The following is a 21,998-nucleotide window of genomic DNA, read 5'->3' as shown; positions in this document are numbered from 1 at the left end:
GCGGCATGCCGGGGACTGGCGAGGTCTTGCGGCGGCGTCGTCGGCGCGGAATGGCGACTGTCGTCGTGTGCGCTGTGGTGGCGGCGGGGACACTCGCCCTCGTCGCGGCGACAGACGCGCGGCCCCCCGACACGGGCGGAGCAGCCGCGGCCTTCCTGCCCGCGGACGGCGCGGTCGGGTGGACGGCGATGCCGGGAGGCGTCGCGCAGTACGAGCATCGGCGCGCACCGGGAGCGGGGGCGCTCTTCGTCCTCCCCGAGGTCGCCGCCGGCATCGCCATCACGGCGTACCTCGATCGCGCGCAGTCGACGCCGCACTGGGCCACCTACTGGGGGCCGGAGGCCGGTCGCCCGGGCGCCAACCCCCGGGATCTCTACAGCATCGGCCCGGACGGCATCCGGACCGTCGCGAATATCGGATACGCGGTCGACGCGGTCTTCGCGCCGGGGCTGCGCGTGCTGCCGTCGGATGTGAAGGCGGGTGCGAAGTGGACGAGCGACGGCACCAGCGTGTGGTCGCAGCTCGCCGCAGACGGCTCGTCGCAGTCGGCGGAGCTCGCCTACTCCGCCGCATTCACGGCTCGGGAGCCGGAGGCGGACGAGTTCGCCGGGTTCTCACGTGAAGGATGCCTCGAGACGGTGTCCGACCTGAGCCTCACGCCCGCCGAGGGGGATGCCCTGATCTATCACCAGACCTCACTCTGGTGCCCCGGCGAAGGGCAGATCGCATCCTCCGGGGGGCTGGAGGGCGAGGAGCCCACGACCGTCATCCTGGCGAGAGCGCCCGATCTGGCCGTGCAGCTGTCGGCGCGGGTGCCGTCGTGGCAGCATCCCGAATCCTGGGATGCCGCCGCCGTCGCCGCGCGGTGGTCAGACCCCGTCTGGGGAGACACGGCCTTCACGGCCACCCCCGCGGTGACCCCCGTGATGGTCGGCGACGCGCTCGCCGTGGCCGACGTCAACTCGGGCGACCTCACGCTGCTGCGAGAAGACGAGCAGGGTCTCGTCGTCTCGCGGGTGCTGCGACCGGGCGGAGATGTCATCGCCCTCGCAGCCGTGGGGGAGCTGCTCGTCGCAGCGACGTCGCAGCGCGACCTCGTCGCCTACACCGTGCGGGGCGATCGCGTCTGGACGCACCGCACGCCCGACCTCGTCGTCGCCGCGCCCGTGACCGACCGCGGGGATGGGCTGGTGGTCGCGTGCCTCGACGGCACTCTGCGACTGCTCGACGCGGCCACGGGCAAGGAGCGCTGGTCGACCGAGGTCTCGAGCGACGGCGTGGACTCGCTGACTGTCACGAGGGACGTCGTCGTCTCGGCGGACCGCACGGGAGCGCTTGCGGCGGTCGATCTGGACGACGGGGAGCCGCTGTGGACCGACGAGAGCGAGGGCGAGGTGGCAGGCTTCGCGACCGACGGCGACAGCCTCTACGCCGCCCGCGACGATGACATCGAGCGATTGGATGCCGCCTCCGGCGCGACGGTCTGGAAGGCGAACGTCGGCACCGGGACCGACGACGTCGTCCTCGCCGGCGCACACGTGGTGGCGCAGACCTGGGACGACATCGCGGCGATGGATCCCGAAACCGGCCGTATCGTCTGGCGCGCGCCCGGTGCCGGCGCCATCACCACCGACGGCTCCTCGCTCATGGCGGCAAGCGGCGCACGCCTCCGTCTCATCGGGAAGGACGGAGCGGATGCTGCGACCTGGCCCGTGCCGCCGGAGTCGCTGGGATCGTTCCGCTTCCTCACCCCCTCGGTCAACGCCGTCTGGGTCATCGACGGCACGACCGGCATCGTGAAGGCGGGACCATGAGCGGCGCACCGGTGCACGTATCCGAGACGCAGCGGCCGAACCCTCGCTCGGACCGGATGCGCGGCATCCGTCCCGTGCTCGGCGTCGTCCGCGACTTCGTGGTGCACGTCCTCGTGGAACCTGTCCGCACGGGACGGCTCCGGGCCGGGCGGTGGCCGCGCGGCCTCGCGCCCGTCGTCGCGATCGCCTTCGCGGGCTACGTGCTCGCCGCGGTAGCCGTCGTCGCGGCGAAGGGCATCCGCGAGGCGAGCGAGCTGAGCGCCTCGGCCGGGGTGGCAGCGATCTCACTGCCCGCGTGGACGGTCGGGCCTCTGCTCGCACTCGTCGTCCTCTCGCTGGCGCTGGCGCAGACGGCGGCGCTGCGGGTGCCGCTGTGGCTCGCGCTGATCGTGACCGTGCTCTCAAGCCTCGTCATGATCTCGGTCGGCGTGAACGACACGGCGCTCGACACCGCCGTGACCCCGGGACGTGTGGCGGCGGCGCTCGGGACGATCGCGCTCTGGGTGATCCTGCTCGTGCGGCGTGGACGGCGGTATTCGTGGGTCGAGTTCGCCGTCGTCTTCGGAGTGATCACGATCGGCATCGGCGTGGGCGCCTGGGCGACCACGCATGACGCGGCCGACTTCGGCATCGAGGCGGGTCCGGTCGCTCTCGCCTCGATCATGCAGAACATCGGGACGCTGGCGTACCCCGCGGCGCTCGCCGCTGGCGCGGCGGTCGCACAGCTGTCGTGCGCGATGGCGACGCAGTCCGTCGCATCGGTCGAGCGCAGGCTGCCGCTCGTGGCGGGCGCGGCCCTGCTCGCGGCGCTCGTCGTCTGGCGCGGATGGGCGATCATCGCCGGCTTCACCTCGGGCGAGATCTACGAGCCCCTCTCCTTCTTCTCGGCCGCACTGCTGCTGGCGGCGATCGCGGGCAGCTGGGTGCTGCTCGGACGCACGCGAGGCCCGGTCGCGCCGCCCGCGGCAGCGGCGCTCGAATCGCGGTTCGGGGAGGTCGCGCAGGGGATCGCGGCGCTGCTCGTCATCGGCATCCTCCCCTCGACGATCCTCTACATGGCGACGTCGATCCTGTACGCCCTGACCTTCGACGATCAGGTCGCCGGGCCCACCGCCGCCGTGGCGGGTGCGATCGCGAATGAGCGGGTCGTCTGGCTGGTCCGCGCCGCAGTGGGCGGCGGCCTGGTGCTGTTCGCCGTCCGCGACGCGCGGCGCGGGCGTCGGACGACACCGGAGCTCTACTCGTCGATGGGCATCGTCTGCCTCGTGACCTCGGCGTTCGCGCTGGCGGGGCTCGACCGATTCGCCTGGACGGGCTTCTCCCTCACCGTCATCGTCACTGTCGCGGCTGTCGTGCTGCTCGGCGCCTGGATCGCGCGCCGCACGCTCACTCCCGCCCGGGGTGCCGCCATCGGGGTGGCGCTGCTGATCGCGGCGCTGTTCGACCAGCGGACCTTCGTCGAGGACCCCCTCGAGTGGGCGCTCGGATTCGCCGGCTCGGCCTTCGTGCTCTTCGGGTTCGTCTGGGCGCTGCTCACCGGAGGAAGCCGAGCGAACGGGACGTCGCGCCGCTATCCGCGATCGAGCCGGGTGCTGCTCTTCCTCGCGAACGCGCTCTTCGGCGTCACCGTGCTGGCCTTCGCAGCCCTGGCCCGCGACCCCGGGGCCACCGTCGATCTCAGCGCACCCCTGCTGCTCGGCGACGAGCTGCTGGGCACCGGACTGCTCGCCGCGGCCCTGCTCGCCGCGCTCGCTGTGGCGCTCGACCGGAAGGCGGCGGTAAGCGGGGATGCCGGTGCGGCAGGCGATCCGCCCCCGCCGCCGCCGCTTCCGCCGCTGCCGCCACGGCCCCCGCTTCCGCCGCTCGCCGACCGGGCGCCGCGGGCTGCGGCATCCCGAATCGCGCCTCGACCCGACCCGGGGAACGGGCCGGCCGACGAGCGGTAGTAGGCTCGGATACTGGCCGATCTCTTGATATCGAGAGATCTTCTGGCCTTTCCCCACATTCGCCCCAGCGGAGGACTGCACTGTGGATCTGTTCGAGTACCAGGCACGCGATCTCTTCGAGAAGTATGGGGTGCCGGTGCTGCCGGGCCTCATCGCCGACACACCTGAGGAGGCGAAGGCCGCCGCTGAGAAGCTCGGCGGCGTCGTCGTCGTCAAGGCGCAGGTCAAGACCGGAGGCCGCGGCAAGGCCGGCGGCGTCAAGGTCGCCAAGAACCCCGACGAGGCATACGAGGCCGCCAAGGCGATCCTCGGCCTCGACATCAAGGGGCACGTCGTCAAGCGCGTGATGATCGCCGCGGGCGCCCGCATCGCTGAGGAGTTCTACTTCTCGGTGCTGCTCGACCGCGCGAACCGCTCCTACCTGTCGCTCGCGAGCGTCGAGGGCGGCATGGAGATCGAGGTGCTCGCGGTCGAGAAGCCCGAGGCTCTCGCGCGCATCGAGGTCGACCCGCTGACAGGCATCGACGCGGCGAAGGCCCTCGAGATCGCCAAGGCGGCGAACTTCGATGACGAGCTGGCCCCCAAGGTCGCGGACGTCTTCGTCAAGCTCTTCGAGGTCTACAAGGGCGAGGACGCGACGCTGGTCGAGGTCAACCCGCTGATCCTCTCGGAGGACGGGGAGATCATCGCTCTGGACGGCAAGGTCTCGCTCGATGAGAACGCCGACTTCCGTCACGCGGGCCACGCGCTCCTCGAAGACAAGGATGCGGCCGACCCGCTCGAGGCGAAGGCCAAGGAGAACGACCTCAACTACGTCAAGCTCGACGGCGAGGTGGGCGTCATCGGAAACGGCGCGGGCCTGGTCATGTCGACGCTGGACGTCGTCGCCTACGCCGGTGAGAACCACGGCGGCGTGAAGCCCGCCAACTTCCTCGACATCGGCGGCGGCGCCTCGGCCGAGGTCATGGCTGCCGGACTGGACGTCATTCTGGGCGACCCGCAGGTCAAGAGCGTCTTCGTCAACGTCTTCGGCGGCATCACCGCGTGCGACGCGGTCGCCAAGGGCATCGTCGGCGCGCTGGCCGAGCTCGGCGCGAGCGCCTCCAAGCCGCTCGTCGTCCGCCTCGACGGCAACAAGGTCGAGGAGGGCCGGGCGATCCTCCGCGACGCGAACCACCCGCTGGTGACGCTGGCCGAGACCATGGACGAGGGCGCCGACAAGGCCGCCGAGCTCGCGAACGCATAAGGGACAACGAACATGTCGATCTTTCTTGACAAGGACTCCAAGGTCATCGTCCAGGGCATCACCGGCGGCGAAGGCACCAAGCACACTGCGCTCATGCTGAAGGCCGGCACCCAGGTCGTCGGCGGCGTGAACGCCCGCAAGGCAGGCACGACGGTGCTGCACCACGATTCCGACGGCAACGCCGTCGAACTGCCCGTGTTCGCCTCGGTCGCCGAGGCGATCGAGAAGACCGGCGCCGACGTGTCGATCGCGTTCGTGCCGCCCGCCTTCACGAAGGACGCGATGGTCGAGGCCATCGACGCCGAGATCCCCCTCCTCGTCGTGATCACCGAGGGCGTTCCCGTCGGCGACACCGCCGAGGCATGGGCGTACGCCCAGTCCAAGGGCAACACCACCCGCATCATCGGCCCGAACTGCCCCGGGATCATCACGCCGGGTGAAGCGCTCGTCGGCATCACTCCGGCGAACATCACCGGCAAGGGCCCGATCGGCCTCGTGTCGAAGTCGGGCACCCTGACGTACCAGATGATGTACGAGCTGCGCGAGATCGGCTTCTCCACCGCCATCGGCATCGGCGGCGACCCGATCATCGGCACCACGCACATCGACGCGCTGGCCGCTTTCGAGGCCGATCCCGAGACCAAGGCGATCGTGATGATCGGCGAGATCGGCGGCGACGCCGAAGAGCGCGCGGCCGACTTTATCAAAGCCAACGTCACCAAGCCGGTCGTCGGCTACGTGGCGGGCTTCACGGCCCCCGAGGGCAAGACGATGGGCCACGCCGGGGCCATCGTCTCGGGCTCGGCGGGCACCGCGCAGGCCAAGAAGGAGGCCCTCGAGGCCGCCGGGGTCAAGGTCGGCAAGACGCCGTCCGAGACGGCCGATCTCATGCGCGAGATTATCCAGGGCCTGTAGCCAGCCTTTCGGCAGCACGGTCACGAAGGGGTCCCGTTCGCGGGGCCCCTTCGTCGTGCGTGGGTTCGGATGACGGATGCTGCGGCATCCGTCATCGCCTCCCTGGAGCTGTCAGCCGCCCAGCGCCGCCGCGATCGGGCCGCGCGCGAAGTAGACGACGAAGCCCGCGGCGACGATCCACAGCAGCGGGCTGATCTCCTTCGCCTTGCCGGACAGTGATCGGATGACGACCCACGAGATGAAGCCGGCTCCGATGCCGTTCGCGATCGAGTACGTGAAGGGCATGACGGTCACCGTGAGGAAGACCGGGATCAGCGTCGACAGCTCGGTGAGATCGACATGGCGGATCTGCGCCATCATGAGCGATCCGACGATGACGAGGGCGGCTGCGGCCACCTCGGAGGGGACGATCGTCGTGAGGGGCGTCAGGAACATGGCCAGCAGGAACAGGATGCCGGTCACGAGGTTCGCCATCCCGGTTCGCGCGCCCTCGCCGATGCCGGAGGCCGATTCGACGAAGACGGTGTTCGAAGACGATGAGGTGAAACCGCCGGCGACGGCGCCGACCCCTTCCACGATCAAGGCGGAGCGCAGGCGCGGGAAGTCTCCCTTGGCGTCGGCGAGCCCCGATTCGCGCGAGAGTCCGGTCATCGTGCCCATGGCATCGAAGAAGTTGGTGAAGACGAGGGTGAAGATGAGCCCGATCGCCGCCGGTGCGCCGATGCTGACGAAGGCTCCGAGTGGATCCACCTGGCCGACGAGGCTGAGATCGGGAAGGCTGATCCAGCTCTCGGGAAGCTGAGGCACAGTGAGGCGCCAGCCCGTCGGGTTGGACTCCGCGTCGGCGGGGCCGAAGTTCCAGATCGACTCCACGACGACGGCCAGGACCGTTCCGACGACCAGTCCGATGAGCAGGGCCGCCTGCACGCGGAGCGCCATCAGCACGGCGCACAGCAGAAGCGTCACGACGAACAGCAGCGTCGGCACCGACGCGATCGACCCGTCGATCCCGAGACCGACCGGAGGCGACGCCACGCCGGTGGAGGTGACGAAACCCGCATCCACGAATCCGATGAACGCGATGAAGAGGCCGATGCCGACCGTGATCGCCGTCTTCAGCTGGACCGGAACCGCATCKAAGATCAGCCGACGCAGGCCCGTGGCGGCCAGGATGACGATGATCAGCCCGTTGACCATGACGAGACCCATCGCCTCGGGCCACGTGACGTCGCGCACGACGCTCACCGCGAGGAACGAGTTGATGCCGAGGCCGGCGGCGAACGCGAACGGGAGGCGCGAGACGAGTCCGAACAGGATCGTCATCGCACCCGCTGTCAAAGCGGTGACCGCAGCGACCTGCTCGAACCCGAGGCTCTGCCCTGCGACATCGGGCGAGCCCGAGAGGATGATCGGATTCAGGATGACGATGTAGGCCATCGTCACGAAGGTCACGATGCCGCCGCGCACCTCGGTGCCCGGTGTCGAGCCGCGGCGGGTGATCTCGAAGAAGCGGTCGAGTCGACCTCGAGGTTCGGCGACGTCGGATGCTGTCGTTGGCGCTGTGCTCACGGGTGGACCTCCGACTCGACATTAGAGTGTCTGCATGCCACTCACCGGAGACTATGCGCCGTCCACATCCGATTGGGCCCGCAAGCAGGCCGAGGCGTTCGAGGCCAGCGACGGCGCCGAGGCCAACCTGCTGCGAGGCAAGCCGATCATCGTCCTGACGACGGTCGGGGCGAAGACCGGGGCGCTGCGCAAGACCGCGCTCATGCGCGTCGAGCACGACGGGCGCTACGCAGTCGTCGCCTCCCGCGGCGGAGCTCCGGAGGCGCCCCAGTGGTACTGGAACCTGCGCAAGAACCCCCACGTCGAGCTGCAGGACGGGGCGGCCAAGCGCGACTATGTCGCACGCGAGCTCTCGGGCGACGAGCGCTCCGAGTGGTGGGCGCGCGCCGTCGAGGCCTGGCCGGACTACGAGAACTACCAGACGAAGACCGATCGCCTCATCGCGGTCTTCCTCCTCGAGCCGATCGAGGCGTAGAGCCGATCCCGGCACCGGGGCGCGTCCGCAGAGAGGGGCTCCCGACGCTGGGTAGGGTCGTCAGGGCATGCATCGCCTCATCGTCCTCTTCCTCTCCGCGTTCGACGCCGCCATCGCGGTCGCCGTGGGGATCGGCGCTACCCTGGCGCCCCTCACGCTCCTGTGGATCTTCGCTCTGGGTGACACCGCAGACTGGGCCAGCCTCTGGCCGGCCAGTGCGGTCATCTGGCAGCTCGGGCACCTCGTGCCCTTCCAGATCTCGCTGGCCGGCGACTACCTCGCAGAAGCGGGGGTCGCCGAGGATGCGGCATCCTTCGTCCTCTCGCTCGCTCCGCTCGCGTTCGCCACGTTCACGGCGATCTTCGCCTGGCGCTCCGGGACGCGAGCGTCGCGGGCCGGCGCATGGAGCGTGGGGGTCGTCACGTCGGCGCTGGTCACGGGGGTCCTCGCCTCGCTGATCGGGACGACTTCCCAGAATGCGGTGGCCGGGGCGCCGCTCTGGCAGTCCGTGCTCTTTCCGACGCTGCTCTTCGCCGTCCCCGCCCTCGCGGGCGGCATCGTGACGGAATGGCGTGAAGCATCCGAGGGATGGCTCGCCCGGCTTCGGGACCGCATCGAGGATGCTCCCGGGGGCTGGGGTGTGGTTCCCGGAGTGAGTGTGCGCGCCTCGGCGGCGGCGGTCGTCGGCCTCATCGGCGCCGGCGCGCTTTCGCTCGCCGTCGCCTTCCTGGTGCGCGCCGGCGACATCGTCGCGCTCTATCAAGCCGGAAACTTCGACGTGCTGGGTGCGGTCGTGGTGACCCTCGCCCAGTTCGCGTATCTGCCGACACTCGTGGTCTGGGGGGTCTCGTTCATGACGGGCCCGGGATTCTCGGTCGGCGAGGGGACTGCCGTCTCACCGTCCGGCACAACGGCCGGGGTGCTTCCCGGGATCCCCGCGCTCGGCCTCATCCCTGAATCGTCGAGCCCGTGGCTCCTGCTGGTGGTGCTGATCCCGATCGGCGTCGGCGCGTTCGCGGGCTGGCTCGCTCGCTCGCACATGGCGCAGCGCGCCCCCGAGCCGCCGGCAGAGACGTCGACAGTCTGGCCGCGTCGCGACGATCCCCTCGTGGAGCCCTTCCTGCCGCGCCTCGTGGTGGCGGTCGCCGTGGCGGCGCTGAGCGCGGGCGCTGCGGCGGTGCTCGCGGTCTTCGCCTCGGGATCACTCGGCCCTGGGCGGTTCGCTCACGTGGGACCGAGCCCGGGTCCGGTCGCGCTCGCTGCGGGTCTCGAAGTCCTGCTCGGTGCCGCGATCATGCTGCTGTCGGCTCGGTCCGCCTCGGAACGACGTCACATGTCGGGGGACGATGCAACGACGAGGGATGCCTCTCCGCAGGAGGGAACCACCCTCGCGTCTCCCGGTCAGGGCATGCTCGCCACCCCACCGCCCCTTCCCGAACCCGTCTCGACCGGTCCCGGGCTGCCCGCCTCGATGGCCGTCGGTTCGACCGCATCCGCCCTGCTGCGGCCGGGCAGCGAGGCGGCGCCGGTGCGCGAGGCGCCGCCGGTRCGCGAGGCGGGGCCGCTGCCCGAGGCCGGACCGCTGCCCGAGGCGCCGGTGGCCGCGACCGGGACGCCAACGGTCGCGGGGCCTCCGCCATTCGCCAAGCGTCCACCAGTGCCGACCGCGCGCCCGCTGCCGGAACCCGCGGCATCCGACCGGCCGGCGGGATCGGCGGCGCCGACCGGTGTCGACCCGAATGCCGACACCGCGCCGATCGACCTTCCGGGGCCGCCGGACACAGGCGGCGAAGCGTCGTCGTTAGACTAGGGGCGTGCTCTCGGTCGCCGTCCTCATCTCGGGTACGGGGTCCAATCTCCGGGCCCTGCTCGACGCGGCGGCCGACCCCGACTTTCCCGCGCGCATCGTCGTCGTCGGCGCCGATCGCGAAGCCGAGGGGTTCGCGCACGCCGAGGACTACGGCATCCCGACATTCCTCGTCCCCTGGCGCGAGTTCGACACGCGCGACGAGTGGGGTGACGAGCTCGCCGCTCAGCTCGCGGTCTGGAAGCCCGACCTGGTCGTCCTGAGCGGCCTCATGCGTCTGCTGCCCTCGGCCGTCGTGGAAGCCTGGTCGCCGAGCCTCATCAACACGCATCCCGCCTACCTCCCCGAGTTCCCCGGGGCGCACGCCGTGCGCGACGCTCTCGAGTCGGGTGTCGTCCAGACGGGGGCGAGCGTCATCGTCGTCGACGACGGGGTCGACACGGGCCCGATCGTCGCCCAGGAGCGCGTTCCGGTGCTGCCGGGCGACGACCTGCACAGCCTTCACGAGCGCATCAAGCCCGTCGAGCGGCGCCTGCTGATCGACGTCGTCCACCGCATCGCGACGGGCGAGCTCGATCTCGCAGCGGCCGCGGCCTCAGCATCCGCTCCCTCCTGACCGGCCGTTTCACGGCATCCCCCCACTCTCTGCGCACGACCCGATCCTGAGGAGTCCTCTTATGGCCGGACCCAGCCACGACCCGTCCCTGTACCGCGACCGCGACCTCGTGCCTCTCCGGCGCGCGCTCATCTCGGTGAGCGACAAGTCGGGCCTCCTCGAGCTCGCCCAGGCGCTCGACGCTGCCGGGGTCGAGATCGTGTCGACCGGCGGCTCGGCCTCGCTGATCCGGGATGCCGGCATCACCGTCGTCGACGTCGCGAGCGTCACGGGATTCCCCGAGTCGCTCGACGGCCGGGTCAAGACGCTGCACCCCGGCGTGCACGCCGGACTGCTCGCCGACCTCCGGCTCGAGGATCACGAGCGCCAGCTGGCAGAGCTGCACATCGACCCGTTCGAACTGGTCGTGGTGAACCTCTACCCGTTCGTCGAGACCGTCGCCTCGGGCGCGGAAGGCGACGACGTCGTCGAGCAGATCGACATCGGCGGTCCCGCGATGGTCCGGGCGTCCGCGAAGAACTTTGCGAACGTCGCGATCGTCGTGGCCCCCGAGTCGTACCCCGCCATCATCGAGGCGCTGGGCTCGGGCGGAACGACGCTCTCGCAGCGGCGCGAGCTGGCCGCGCGCGCCTTCGCCCACACCTGTGAGTACGACCGCGCGGTCGCCACCTGGTTCGCCGAGCAGACGCTCGGCCAACCCAACCTGCCGCAGCACCTCACGATCAAGGCCGAGCGCCAGTCGATCCTGCGCTACGGCGAGAACTCCCACCAGCGAGCGGCCATCTACACGCGAGCCGGCGGCCACGGCATCGCGCAGGCCAGGCAGCTGCAGGGCAAGGAGATGTCGTACAACAACTACGTCGATGCCGATGCCGCCCTCCGCGCCGCGTTCGACATGGTGAAGCCCGCCGTGGCGATCATCAAGCACGCGAACCCCTGCGGGATCGCCGTCGCGGCACCGAATGCGCTCGATCCGATCGCCAGTGCCCACCTGCGCGCGCACGAGTGCGACCCCGTGTCTGCATTCGGCGGGGTCATCGCGGCGAACCGCACCGTAACGCTGAAGATGGCCGAGAACCTGCGTGACATCTTCACCGAGGTGATCATCGCCCCCGACTTCGCGCCCGAGGCCCTCGAGGTCTTCAAGCTGAAGAAGAACCTGCGCGTCCTGCAGATGCCTGCCGACTGGCAGGAGGAGCCCATGGACGTCCGGCTCGTGTCGGGCGGCCTGCTGCTGCAGGATGCCGACCGCTTCCCCGACGACATCGAGTCGGTTGCCAAGGACTGGCAGCTCGTCTCGGGGGAGCGTCCGGCGGACGAGGACATGGAGAACCTCATCTTCGCCTGGAAGTCCTGCCGGGCCGTCAAATCCAACGCGATCGTGCTCGCGAAGAACTCCGCGACCGTCGGCATCGGGATGGGGCAGGTCAACCGCGTCGACTCGTGCCGTCTCGCTGTCGAGCGTGCCGGCGACCGCGCGGCGGGCTCGGTGGCGGCATCCGATGCCTTCTTCCCGTTCGCCGACGGACCTCAGGTGCTCATCGACGCGGGGGTCGCGGCGATCGTCCAGCCCGGCGGCTCGGTCCGCGACAGCGAGGTCATCGAGGCCGCTCGCGACGCGGGGGTCACGATGTTCTTCACCGGCGAGCGCCACTTCTTCCACTGACACCCCGGGCATCCGGCGGCATCTGTCGCGTGTCCGAGGCTGTGCGCCTTCTGCGCGAGTTCTGCACTGCGCGCGCGTAGCGCCGTTCGGAGCGCGATGCAAGGGGGTTACGAGTCGTGCCCTGAACCGGTTTAGTCGACGGAGAACTCGCCGGGCGATGCCCGGAGGGAACTCACGTGGAGGTGGCCGATGGCGCAGACGCAGCCGACGATCGCCGACGTCGCACGCCGGGCCGGAGTCAGCAAGGGCCTCGTATCGTTCGCCCTGAACGACCGCCCGGGAGTTTCGACCGAGACGCGTGACCGCATCCTCGAGGCGGCCCGAGAGCTCGGCTGGACCCCGAGCCGGCAGGCGCGATCGCTGAGCACCGGGCGATCCTTCGCGTGCGGGCTCGTGATCGGCCGCAGTCCGGACGTCATCGCTGCGGACCCGTTCTTCCACTCCTTCATCGCAGGCCTCGAGGACGAGTTCTCGGTGTCGGACCAGGTGCTCGTGCACGCCGTCGCGACACCCGGCCGGCACGAGCACGTCACCTACCGCGGCCTCGTCACCGACAAGCGCGTGGACGGTGTCATCGTCACCGACCTGCGGTCGCACGACGAGAGGATCGCGCTGCTGCGGGACCTCGGCCTGGCGGCTGTCACTCTGGGTGAGCCCGATATCGAGAGTCCCTTCTCGAGCGTTTCGGTCGACGACGGCTGCGGCATCCGGGCCGCCGTCGATCATCTCGTCGGCCTGGGCCACCACCGGCTCGCGCACGTCGCGGGACCGGATCGGATGCTGCACTCCCTGCATCGCCGGACAGCCTTCCATGCGGCCGCAGCGGACGCGGGCGTCAAAGCGGCGTCGATCGAGACCGATTTCAGCGCCGAGGCCGGGGCATCCGTCACCGAGTCGCTGCTCTCGAGCAACGACCCTCCGACGGCCATCGTGTACTCGAACGACCACATGGCGCTTGCCGGACAGGGAGTCGCGCAGCGCCGCGGCCTCGTCGTCCCCCGAGACCTCTCGATCACCGGCTTCGACGACACCGAGGTCGGCCGATACCTCCATCCCGCACTCACGAGCGTCGCCACCGACGCCCGTGCTTGGGGGGCGGTCGCCGCACGCACTCTCCTCGACGCCATCGAGGGCAAGGAGCCCGTGCACGTCCGCCTTCCCGCCCCGACCCTCGCCGTGCGTGACTCCACCGGTCCCGCACCGAACGAAGAACGCGGCCACCGCCGCCGATGACAAGGAGCACGACATGCGACGACGCATTCTCATCGCCGCGGGGGCTGCAGCATCCGCCCTCGCCCTGACCGCCTGCGGCGCGGGCGGAGGCGGCAGTTCCGCCGGCGACTTGGAAGCCAAAGGCGACATCACCATCTGGTACTCCAACAACGAGGCCGAGATCGCCTGGGGCAAGCAGATGGTGAAGGCCTGGAACGACGAGCATCCTGACGAGCAGATCAAGGCGCAGGAGATCCCTGCGGGAGCCTCGAGCGAGGAGTCGATCACCGCGGCGATCACCGCGGGCAACGCCCCGTGCCTGGTCTTCAACACGTCGCCTGCCGCGGTCCCCGGCTTCCAGAAGCAGGGCGGACTCGTCGATCTCTCCGACTTCAAGGACGGTGACTCCTACATCACCGAGCGCAGCGGCGACCTCGCCGACCAGTACCGCTCGGAGGACGGCGACTTCTATCAGCTGCCCTGGAAGTCGAACCCGGTCATGATCTTCTACAACAAGGACATGTTCCAGCAGGCCGGGCTCGATCCCGAGAACCCGGCGCTGTCGACCTACGACGACTTCCTCGCGACCTCCCGCACCCTTGTCCAGGCCGGTGTGTCGGAGTTCGCCATCAACCCGGCTCCGACCAGCGAGTTCTTCCAGTCGTGGTTCGACTTCTACCCGCTCTACGCGGCGCAGTCCGGCGGGACGCTGCTCGTCGAGGATGGCAAGGCGACGTTCAACGATGAGAACGGCAAGGCGGTCTCCAACTTCTGGCGGACCCTCTACGACGAGAAGCTGGCCGGCAACGAGCAGTACCAGGGCGACTCGTTCGCCGACGGGATCTCGGCGATGGCGATCGTCGGCCCGTGGGCGATCTCGGTCTACGGCGACTCGGTGAACTGGGGAGCTGTCCCCGTGCCGACTGAATCGGGCACGGCGCCCGAGGAGACCTACACCTTCAGCGACGCCAAGAACATCGGCCTCTTCACCGCCTGCAAGAACAAGGGCACAGCGTGGGAGGTGCTGAAGTTCGCCACGAGCGAGGAGCAGGACGGCAAGTGGCTCGAAGAGACCGGGCAGATGCCGCTGCGGCAGGATCTGACCACGACGTATCCCGACTACTTCGAGGCGAACCCGGCGTACTCCCAGTTCGGCGATCAGGCGTCGCGGACCATCGAGGTGCCGAACGTCGCGAACTCGATCGAGATCTGGCAGGCGTTCCGCGATGGCTATTCGAAGGCCGTGATCTTCGGTGAGAACGACATCGACTCGTTCCTCTCCGACACCGCCAAAAAGGTCGACGAGCTGGCGGCGGGAAAGTGACATGACCGTCACCAGTTCCGACGCGGCCAGCCGGACCGGGGGAAACCCCGGCCGGCCGGGCCGCGGCGGGGGCGCCAAGGCCCCTGCCGCTCCGGCGAGCCGCAGTTCGCGACGAGGGCTGCTCGGTGAGAATCCCATCGGGATGCTGCTCTCGGCGCCGTACATCATCTTCGTGCTCGTCGTCTTCGCCTACCCGATCGTGTTCGTCGTCTGGATGTCGTTCCAGGACTACTTCTTCGCGGCGCCCGGCGCGAACGTCGAGCGCGCGTTCGTCGGCTTCGACAACTACGTGCAGGTGCTGCAGGATCCGGCGGTGTGGCAGTCGTTCCGCAACGTCGGGGTCTTCCTCGTCATCAACGTTCCGCTGACGGTCGTGCTCTCCCTGCTGCTCGCGACGGCGCTGAACCGGATCGTGCACGCGCGGACGTTCTTCCGGGTGAGCTACTACGTCCCGTTCGTGACGGCATCCGTCGCCGTGGTCGCCGTGTGGCTGTTCCTGTTCTCCAAGAACGGCCTGGTGAACAACGTGCTCGGGCCGCTGGCACCGAACCCCTCATGGCTGGTGAATGCGTCGCTCGCGATGCCGACCATCGCCCTGTTCGTCACGTGGAAGGGGCTGGGGTTCTACATCCTGCTGTACCTGTCGGCGCTGCAGAACGTTCCGAACGAGCTGTACGAATCGGTCTCGATGGACGGCGGCGGGAAGATCCGCCAGTTCTTCGCCGTCACTGTCCCGGGCGTCCGTCCGGCGACGCTCCTGGTGCTGCTGCTGGCGACCATCACCGGCGCCAACCTCTTCACCGAGCCCTATCTGCTGACCGGCGGCGGTGGGCCCAATGGAGCGTCGGCGTCGCCGGTGCTCCTGATGTACCAGAAGGGCATCGAGCAGGGCAATCCCGACATCGCCGCGGCGATCGGGGTCATCCTGATCATCCTGGTGCTGATCATCGCGGCCATCCAGCGCCGCCTCGTCGGAGGTGAGGAGTCATGAAGCGCGTCTCCGGAAGCAAGGTCGCCCAGTACATCGTGCTGAGCATCGGCGCCCTGGTCTTCCTCTTCCCCTTCTACTACATGGTGGTCGGCTCGTTCCAGGCGGTCCTGAACCCCACCATCGCGGGCGCCTTCCCGGACCCGGCCAATCTGACCACGAAGAACTACGCCGACATCAACGCGCGGATCAACCTGCTGCAGGGGCTGGCGAACTCGGGGATCTTCACCGCCGGCGTGCTCATCGGCACCGTCGTCTTCGGAGTCCTCGCCGGGTATGCCCTCGCCATCCTGCACTGGCGCGGGCGCGGCACGATCTTCGCCCTGGCGCTGCTCGTGCAGGTGGTCCCGTTCCAGCTGCTGATGATCCCGCTGTACGTCATGATCGCCCGCGACTTCGGGCTCGCCGACAGCTACCTCGGGATGATCCTGCCGTTCTTCATCAGCTCGACGGCGGTGGTGATCTTCCGGCAATACTTCCTGCAGCTGCCTCGCGAGCTGTTCGACGCGGCGCGGATCGACGGCGCCGGCGACCTGCGRGTGCTGTGGAACATCGCGCTGCCCCTGGTGCGGCCGGCGTTGCTGACGGTGGTGCTGCTCACCTTCATCGGCCCGTGGAACGAATTCCTCTGGCCGTTCTTGATCACCAAGGAGGCATCGATGCAGCCGCTCGCGGTMTCGCTGGCGAACTTCATCTCGAACATCGCGGCCTCCACGGCGAACCCCTTCGGGGCGATGATGGCGGGCGCCGTGGTGCTCTCGATCCCTGCGATCGTGCTGTTCCTCGTCACCCAGCGGTATTTCCTCTCGAACGACCTCGGCTCAGGAGTGAAGGGATGACCATGTCCGAAGAAAGCACGGAGATCCCGTATTCGCTGACGCGTGTCGGCGTGATCATGACTCCGGATGCCGCGGACTCGCTCGAGGCGGAGGGCGTGCTCAACCCGGGCTCGGGGCGCGGCCCTGACGGGCAGCTGTATCTGCTTCCGAGAATCGTGGCCGAGGGCAATGTCTCGCGGGTCGGCCTCGCTCGTGTCGTGATCGAGGACGGCATCCCGGTGGCGGTCGAACGCGAGGGCGTCGTCCTCGCACCCGATCGCGGGTGGGAGCGGGGCGTCGGCAACGCGGGGGTGGAAGACCCGCGGGTCACCTGGATCGGGGCGCTCGGGCTGCACGTCATGACCTACGTCGCCTTCGGTCCACTCGGCCCGCGCACCGCGATCGCGGTCTCGGTCGATCTGCGCGAGTGGACGAGGCTCGGACCCGCGCTCTTCCGCTATGACGACCACCTCGACATGGATCTGAACCTGTTCCACAACAAGGACACGGTGTTCTTCCCCGAGCCGGTCACCGCCCCCGACGGCATCCCGGCGCTCGCGGTGCTCCACCGACCCATGTGGGATCTCGACGAGACCAGGGCGGGGCAAGGTGTGCGCCTGCCCGCAGGAGTCCGCGACGCCCGGCAGTCGATCTGGATCAGCTACGTGCCGCTGGATGCTGTGCGGCAGGACCTGCGGGCGCTGACCCTCTGGGAGCAGCACCGATTCGTCGCCGGTCCGAAGTACGACTTCGAGGAGCTGAAGATCGGGGGAGGGCCGCCGCCGCTGCGGGTGCCCGAGGGCTGGCTCGTCGTCCACCACGGGGTCACCGGTGTCATCTCAGGTGCATTCGGCCAGCAGTCGCGCGTGAACTACGCCGCCGGTGCTCTGATCCTGGATGCCGACGACCCGAGCCGCGTGATCGCTCGGACGCCGCGACCGCTCCTCGCCCCCGAGACCGAGGAGGAGCGGAGCGGCATCGTGCCCAACGTCGTCTTCCCGACGGCCATCGAGGCGATCGAGGGACGCCATTTCGTCTTCTACGGCATGGCCGATTCGAAGATCGGGGTCGCCTTGCTCGAGCGCACCGCCGACTGACCTCGTTCGATGAGAACTCATCACCACCGCCGCTCGCCCGGCCCTCAAAGAAGGAACCGATACTCATGAATCTGCTCGCACGGCGAGGTGCGCGCTTCTCGGCCCTGACGGCCGGCGCCGCCCTCGGACTGACCATCGCACTGATCGCCCCTGGGGTCGCGGCATCCGCCACCGCCCCTTCCGCACGAACCGCGGCCACCGACGCCGCGCCGCTCACGAACCTCGCGCACCTGAACTTCCTGCTGGATGAGGCGACGCCTCCGCAGGACGTCGCGGGCCACACGACGTATCGGCTCGAGGAGGAGCCGACCCTCGTCGCCCCGTGGACGTACGCGGACGCACGCGCCGGGGGCGCCTTCGAGCGGGTCGGCGGAGGAGGGTTCAACACCGCGACCGGCTACTGGAATCAGGGCGCCTACAACGCCGACGACATCGCGCGGGCAGCGGTGGTGTATCTCCGCCACTGGCGGCTGACCGGCTCTGACACGAGCCGCGACACCGCCTACGAGCTGCTGCGCACGATCACCTACCTCCAGACCGCCGAAGGCCCGAACGCCGGAAACGTCGTGCTCTGGATGCAGGCCGACGGCACGCTGACCCCTTCCGCGGTGCCCGTCGAGCTGCCCGATCCCTCGGACTCCGGCCCGAGCTACTGGCTCGCGCGCACGATCTGGGCTCTCGGCGAGGGCTATGCCGCGTTCGCCGACGAATCGCCCGAGTTCGCCGCCTTCCTCGAGCAGCGACTCGCGCTGTCGGTCGACGCGTTGAACCGCCAGGTGCTCGTGCGCTACGGCGAGTGGGCCGTGTCGGACGGCATGAGAGTGCCGGCATGGCTGATCGTCGATGGAGCGGATGCCTCGGCTGAGGCTGCTCTCGGCCTCGCCGCCCGGGTCGAGTCGAAGCCGAGCGACGCTGTCGCTGCGACCGCGCTTCGTCAGCTTGCGGAGGGGATCGCGGCGATGTCGGCGGGCGACGAGCGCTCCTGGCCGTACGGAGCGATCCTGCCGTGGGCGCAGTCGCGCAGCATGTGGCACGCGTGGGGCTCGCAGATGCCGGCGGCGCTGGCCGAGGCATCCGTCGCCCTCCACGACAGCTCGCTCGCGGCCCCCGCCGTGCGTGACTCCGCTCTCTTCACCCCCACGCTGATCACGGCCGGCGGACCCGACAACGGGTGGTTCCCGAGCCCGACCGACCGCGTGCAGATCGCGTACGGTGCAGACTCGCGAGTCCAGTCGCTGCTGGCCGTCGCCGAGGCCAGCGGGTCCGACGGCTTCGCCGATCTCGCCGCGATCCAGGCGGCGTGGTTCTTCGGCGCGAACCGTTCGGGCGCCGTCATGTACGACCCGGCGACGGGCGTCACCTACGACGGACTCCAGCCCGACGGAACGGTCAACCGCAACAGCGGGGCGGAGAGCACGATCCACGGGCTGCTGACGATGATCGCACTCGACGGGCATCCCGGGCTCGGAGACCGCGCTCGCACCGTCGCGACGATCGAGGAGCGGGCGGGCCTGCGCGTCGTGGAGGCCGAGACGGCCGCGCACAACGGCACCGTCTTCACCCCGGAGTCGTGGACGGGCGAATCGAGCTGGTCGGGCAGCGCGCTGCGACTTGCGGCCGGGCAGAACGCGACGTTCGACCTCGGAACGGACGCCGGCTCGCGCTGGGTCGAGCCCGTCGTCTGGTCGGCGCCGGGCTCGTCGAGCACGTCGAGATGGACATCCAAGAATCGTCCGATCGGATCGCTGTCCGAGTCCGCGCCCGAGCAGGGGATCTCGCCGGCCCCCGGCGTGCTCCTGCCGCGGCAGCTCTCGCGTGCTGTCGCCGGCGATCGGGCCGACCTGAACGTCACGGTGGACAGCGGCACGCTCACGCTCGACACGCTGCTCGTGCGACCGTACGTGTCGCGCCTCGTCCTCGCAGGGTCGGGAGGCCGGACGGAGCTCGTGCACTCGGCCGCGCCGTCGCCCCAGCCGACCTCGGTGGGCGAGAACGGCACGGACGCGCATGTCGAGGTGTACGGCGCCGACGGAATGCTCGTCAGAGGTTTCGACATCCAGGGCCAGCGCACGGTCGTCCTCCCCGTCGGAGGGTTCGCCATCATCCAGCGCTGAGTCCGCGGTGGTCCCGCAGCCCCTTCATCCCTGCCTTCGTCTGTCGACAGAGCGCTCTGTCGCCGAGCGTGCACGTTCTCAACGGGAACAAGCCACTCACTCGGCGACAGAGTGCGCTGCGGACGAACACGGCGGCGGATGACGGATGCCCACAGCCGTGTCCGATTTCCGCTAGAGCGGGGGGACGCGGCGTGTCAGGCTAGTCGTCATGAGCAGTCCCGTCACCGGCTTCGACGAGCGGTACAGCGTGATCCGGTCACGCGATCCGCGGTTCGACGGGCAGTTCGTGACAGCAGTGCGCTCGACCGGCATCTACTGCCGGCCCAGCTGCCCGGCTCGCACGCCGAAGGAATCCAACGTGACGTTCTACGCCACGAGCGCCGCCGCGCACGAAGCGGGCTACCGCGCGTGCAAGCGATGCCTCCCCGAGGCGGCGCCCGGGTCGCCCGCCTGGAACATCCGCGGCGACACGACAGCTCGAGCGATGCGCCTCATCGCCGACGGCGTCGTCGAGCGCGAGGGTGTGACGGGGCTCGCCCATCGGCTGGGTTACTCGACTCGGCACCTCACACGTCTCCTCACGGCCGAACTCGGTGCCGGGCCCCTCGCGCTGAGCCGCGCGCATCGCGCCCACACCGCCCGCATGCTCCTCGTCGGCACCGATCTCCCGGCGGCCGACGTCGCCTTCTCCGCCGGGTTCGCCAGCGTCCGGCAGTTCAACGAGACCATCCGCGAGGTGTTCGGGATGCCGCCGCTCGAGGTTCGCGCGCGGCGCCGGCGCCCGGCATCCGGAGCAGGAGAGGCACCGGGATCCATCGACCTCGTCCTGCCTCACCGCGGCCCCCTCGACGCTGATGGGCTCTTCGCGTGGATGATCGCCCGCGTCATTCCCGGAATGGAGACGGCCACACCCACCTCCTTCGCTCGCGCGCTGCGGCTCGACGGAGGCCCGGCATGGTTCGAGCTGCGGCTCGACGAGACCGGACGGCTGCGCCTGCGCGCGAAGCTCACCGCGCTCCGCGATCTGCCGGCCGTCGTGGCGCGCGCTCGGCGGCTCTTCGACCTGGATGCCGACCCCATCGCCGTCGACGAGGCGCTCGCGCGGCATCCCGAGCTCGCGCCGCTCGTCGCCCGCACCCCGGGTATTCGCGTCCCCGGCGCGATCGACCCGCACGAGATGCTCATCCGCGCGATGGTCGGCCAGCAGATCACGGTCTCGGCCGCCCGCACCGCGCTCACCGCGCTGACCGAGGCGCTGGGGGAGCGGATCGAGGGTTTTGAGGGTGCGAGCGTGCTCTTCCCCACGATGGCCGCGATCGCCGAGCGCGGACATGAGGTGCTCCGCGGTCCGGCGGCCCGCACCCGGTCACTGATCGGCGCGGCGGCGGCGCTCGCTGACGGCAGCCTGACGCTGACGACCGGCGACGACGGTCCGACCCAGCGGGCAGCGCTGCTCGCCATGCCCGGCATCGGCCCGTGGACGGCCGACTACGTCCGCATGCGGGTGCTCGGCGACCCCGACATCGTGCTGCCAGGCGATGTCGCCGCGCGCGCGGGCGCCGCGGCAGCCGGCATCCCCTCCGATCCCGCCGGACTCACCGCCTGGGCTGCCCGCACCGCGCCCTGGCGCAGCTATCTGACCGCGCACCTCTGGGCGGCCGCCCCCACGAAGCGGCCGCGCCGCGCACTCGATCCCGCCCAGCTTCAGGAGACGACATGAGCACCGCCACCATCCAGACCATCGACACCCCCGACGGGGCCTTCACGATCGTCGCCGACGACCGTGGCCGCGTGCTGGCCTCCGGCTGGACTGCCGACCCCGAGGCTGCCCTCGCCCGCATCGGAGCGCGTCTTCGCCCGTCCACGATCTTCGCCGGAGAGACGGATGCCGCCTCCGCCGCCCGCGCGTACTACGACGGCGACCTCAGCGCGATCGACGGCATCGAGGTCGCTCAGAGCGGCACGGACATGCAGCTCGCGGGCTGGAGCGCGCTTCGCGCCATCGCGCCCGGCGCACCGCTGAGCTATGCCGGGTTCGCCGCCGCACTCGGGCAGCCGAGCGCGGTGCGGGCAGCGGCATCCATCTGCGCACGCAACGCCCCGGCGCTGTTCGTGCCGTGCCACCGCGTGCTGCGCACCGACGGGTCGCTCGGTGGTTTCGCCTGGGGGCTGGACGTCAAGCGCTCGCTGCTCGCGCGCGAAGCGTGACGCGCTGCTCGCCCGCGAGACTCCTGACCCGTCACCTCCCCCTGCGACTCGCGAACCCATGAAATATCACCGAACCCATGAGCTGTTCCGCATGGTTTCGGGAACAACTCATGGGTTCGCGAGTCCCGGGCGGGGGATGCGGCCGGCGTCGCGATCGAAGCGGTTGCACTCAGCAGACTCTCA

Annotated in this window: 17 protein-coding genes; 16 read left to right on the top strand and 1 reads right to left on the bottom strand. The window is 69.9% G+C overall.

Annotated elements, in window-relative coordinates:
- Positions 1-5: 5 nt before the first annotated feature.
- The 4 genes from AC1DP3_RS13050 to sucD all read left to right on the top strand — a co-directional run bounded on the left by AC1DP3_RS13050 (position 6) and on the right by sucD (position 5,921).
- Positions 6-1,814 (top strand): outer membrane protein assembly factor BamB family protein, encoded by a 1,809-nt coding sequence (locus tag AC1DP3_RS13050; RefSeq protein ID WP_477293921.1) that lies wholly within the window; start codon positions 6-8, stop codon positions 1,812-1,814.
- Positions 1,811-3,760, top strand: a complete 1,950-nt coding sequence (locus AC1DP3_RS13045) for a hypothetical protein (RefSeq protein ID WP_477293919.1) — start codon at positions 1,811-1,813, stop codon at positions 3,758-3,760. The genes AC1DP3_RS13050 and AC1DP3_RS13045 overlap by 4 nt, the downstream gene beginning before the upstream one ends.
- A gap of 82 nt (positions 3,761-3,842) precedes the next feature.
- A complete protein-coding gene (sucC, locus tag AC1DP3_RS13040) occupies positions 3,843-5,006 on the top strand; it encodes an ADP-forming succinate--CoA ligase subunit beta (protein ID WP_477293918.1) in 1,164 nt (387 codons plus the stop codon).
- Between the two features lie 12 nt (positions 5,007-5,018).
- The gene (gene sucD, locus AC1DP3_RS13035) at positions 5,019-5,921 is read left to right on the top strand and encodes a succinate--CoA ligase subunit alpha (RefSeq protein ID WP_477293916.1); all 903 of its coding nucleotides are present in this window, start codon (positions 5,019-5,021) and stop codon (positions 5,919-5,921) included.
- A gap of 111 nt (positions 5,922-6,032) precedes the next feature.
- Here sucD and AC1DP3_RS13030 read toward each other — a convergent pair whose 3' ends face one another.
- Entirely contained in the window at positions 6,033-7,490 is a 1,458-nt protein-coding gene (locus AC1DP3_RS13030; protein ID WP_477293914.1) for an NCS2 family permease, read from the bottom strand.
- 34 nt (positions 7,491-7,524) lie between these two features.
- Here AC1DP3_RS13030 and AC1DP3_RS13025 point away from each other — a divergent pair, with 34 nt between their 5' ends.
- The 12 genes from AC1DP3_RS13025 to AC1DP3_RS12970 all read left to right on the top strand — a co-directional run bounded on the left by AC1DP3_RS13025 (position 7,525) and on the right by AC1DP3_RS12970 (position 21,815).
- On the top strand, positions 7,525-7,965 hold the full coding sequence (locus AC1DP3_RS13025; protein WP_477293912.1) for a nitroreductase family deazaflavin-dependent oxidoreductase: 441 nt from the start codon (positions 7,525-7,527) through the stop codon (positions 7,963-7,965).
- A gap of 67 nt (positions 7,966-8,032) precedes the next feature.
- Positions 8,033-9,775 carry a cell division protein PerM gene (locus AC1DP3_RS13020; protein WP_477293910.1) on the top strand — a complete coding sequence of 581 codons (1,743 nt, stop codon included), beginning with the start codon at positions 8,033-8,035 and terminating at the stop codon, positions 9,773-9,775.
- A 4-nt stretch (positions 9,776-9,779) separates the two neighbouring features.
- On the top strand, positions 9,780-10,388 hold the full coding sequence (gene purN, locus AC1DP3_RS13015; RefSeq protein ID WP_477293909.1) for a phosphoribosylglycinamide formyltransferase: 609 nt from the start codon (positions 9,780-9,782) through the stop codon (positions 10,386-10,388).
- A gap of 61 nt (positions 10,389-10,449) precedes the next feature.
- Entirely contained in the window at positions 10,450-12,054 is a 1,605-nt protein-coding gene (purH, locus tag AC1DP3_RS13010; protein WP_477293907.1) for a bifunctional phosphoribosylaminoimidazolecarboxamide formyltransferase/IMP cyclohydrolase, read from the top strand.
- A 189-nt stretch (positions 12,055-12,243) separates the two neighbouring features.
- Positions 12,244-13,287 carry a LacI family DNA-binding transcriptional regulator gene (locus AC1DP3_RS13005; protein ID WP_477293905.1) on the top strand — a complete coding sequence of 348 codons (1,044 nt, stop codon included), beginning with the start codon at positions 12,244-12,246 and terminating at the stop codon, positions 13,285-13,287.
- Between the two features lie 13 nt (positions 13,288-13,300).
- Positions 13,301-14,590 carry an extracellular solute-binding protein gene (locus AC1DP3_RS13000; RefSeq protein ID WP_477293903.1) on the top strand — a complete coding sequence of 430 codons (1,290 nt, stop codon included), beginning with the start codon at positions 13,301-13,303 and terminating at the stop codon, positions 14,588-14,590.
- A gap of 1 nt (position 14,591) precedes the next feature.
- The gene (locus AC1DP3_RS12995; RefSeq protein WP_477293901.1) at positions 14,592-15,581 is read left to right on the top strand and encodes a carbohydrate ABC transporter permease; all 990 of its coding nucleotides are present in this window, start codon (positions 14,592-14,594) and stop codon (positions 15,579-15,581) included.
- Positions 15,578-16,417 carry a carbohydrate ABC transporter permease gene (locus AC1DP3_RS12990; RefSeq protein ID WP_477293899.1) on the top strand — a complete coding sequence of 280 codons (840 nt, stop codon included), beginning with the start codon at positions 15,578-15,580 and terminating at the stop codon, positions 16,415-16,417. The genes AC1DP3_RS12995 and AC1DP3_RS12990 overlap by 4 nt, the downstream gene beginning before the upstream one ends.
- Positions 16,414-17,493, top strand: a complete 1,080-nt coding sequence (locus AC1DP3_RS12985) for a glycoside hydrolase family 130 protein (protein ID WP_477293897.1) — start codon at positions 16,414-16,416, stop codon at positions 17,491-17,493. Before AC1DP3_RS12990 ends, AC1DP3_RS12985 begins: the two co-directional genes overlap by 4 nt.
- A gap of 65 nt (positions 17,494-17,558) precedes the next feature.
- A complete protein-coding gene (locus tag AC1DP3_RS12980; protein ID WP_477293895.1) occupies positions 17,559-19,607 on the top strand; it encodes a hypothetical protein in 2,049 nt (682 codons plus the stop codon).
- A 208-nt stretch (positions 19,608-19,815) separates the two neighbouring features.
- Positions 19,816-21,327 (top strand): AlkA N-terminal domain-containing protein, encoded by a 1,512-nt coding sequence (locus tag AC1DP3_RS12975; RefSeq protein WP_477293893.1) that lies wholly within the window; start codon positions 19,816-19,818, stop codon positions 21,325-21,327.
- A complete protein-coding gene (locus AC1DP3_RS12970) occupies positions 21,324-21,815 on the top strand; it encodes a methylated-DNA--[protein]-cysteine S-methyltransferase (protein WP_477293891.1) in 492 nt (163 codons plus the stop codon). The genes AC1DP3_RS12975 and AC1DP3_RS12970 overlap by 4 nt, the downstream gene beginning before the upstream one ends.
- Positions 21,816-21,998 lie beyond the last annotated feature (183 nt).

Source organism: Microbacterium sp. P5_B6 (assembly GCF_056400345.1).
Note: the sequence above shows the minus strand (reverse complement) of the source record. Positions and strands in the feature narration are given on the sequence as shown.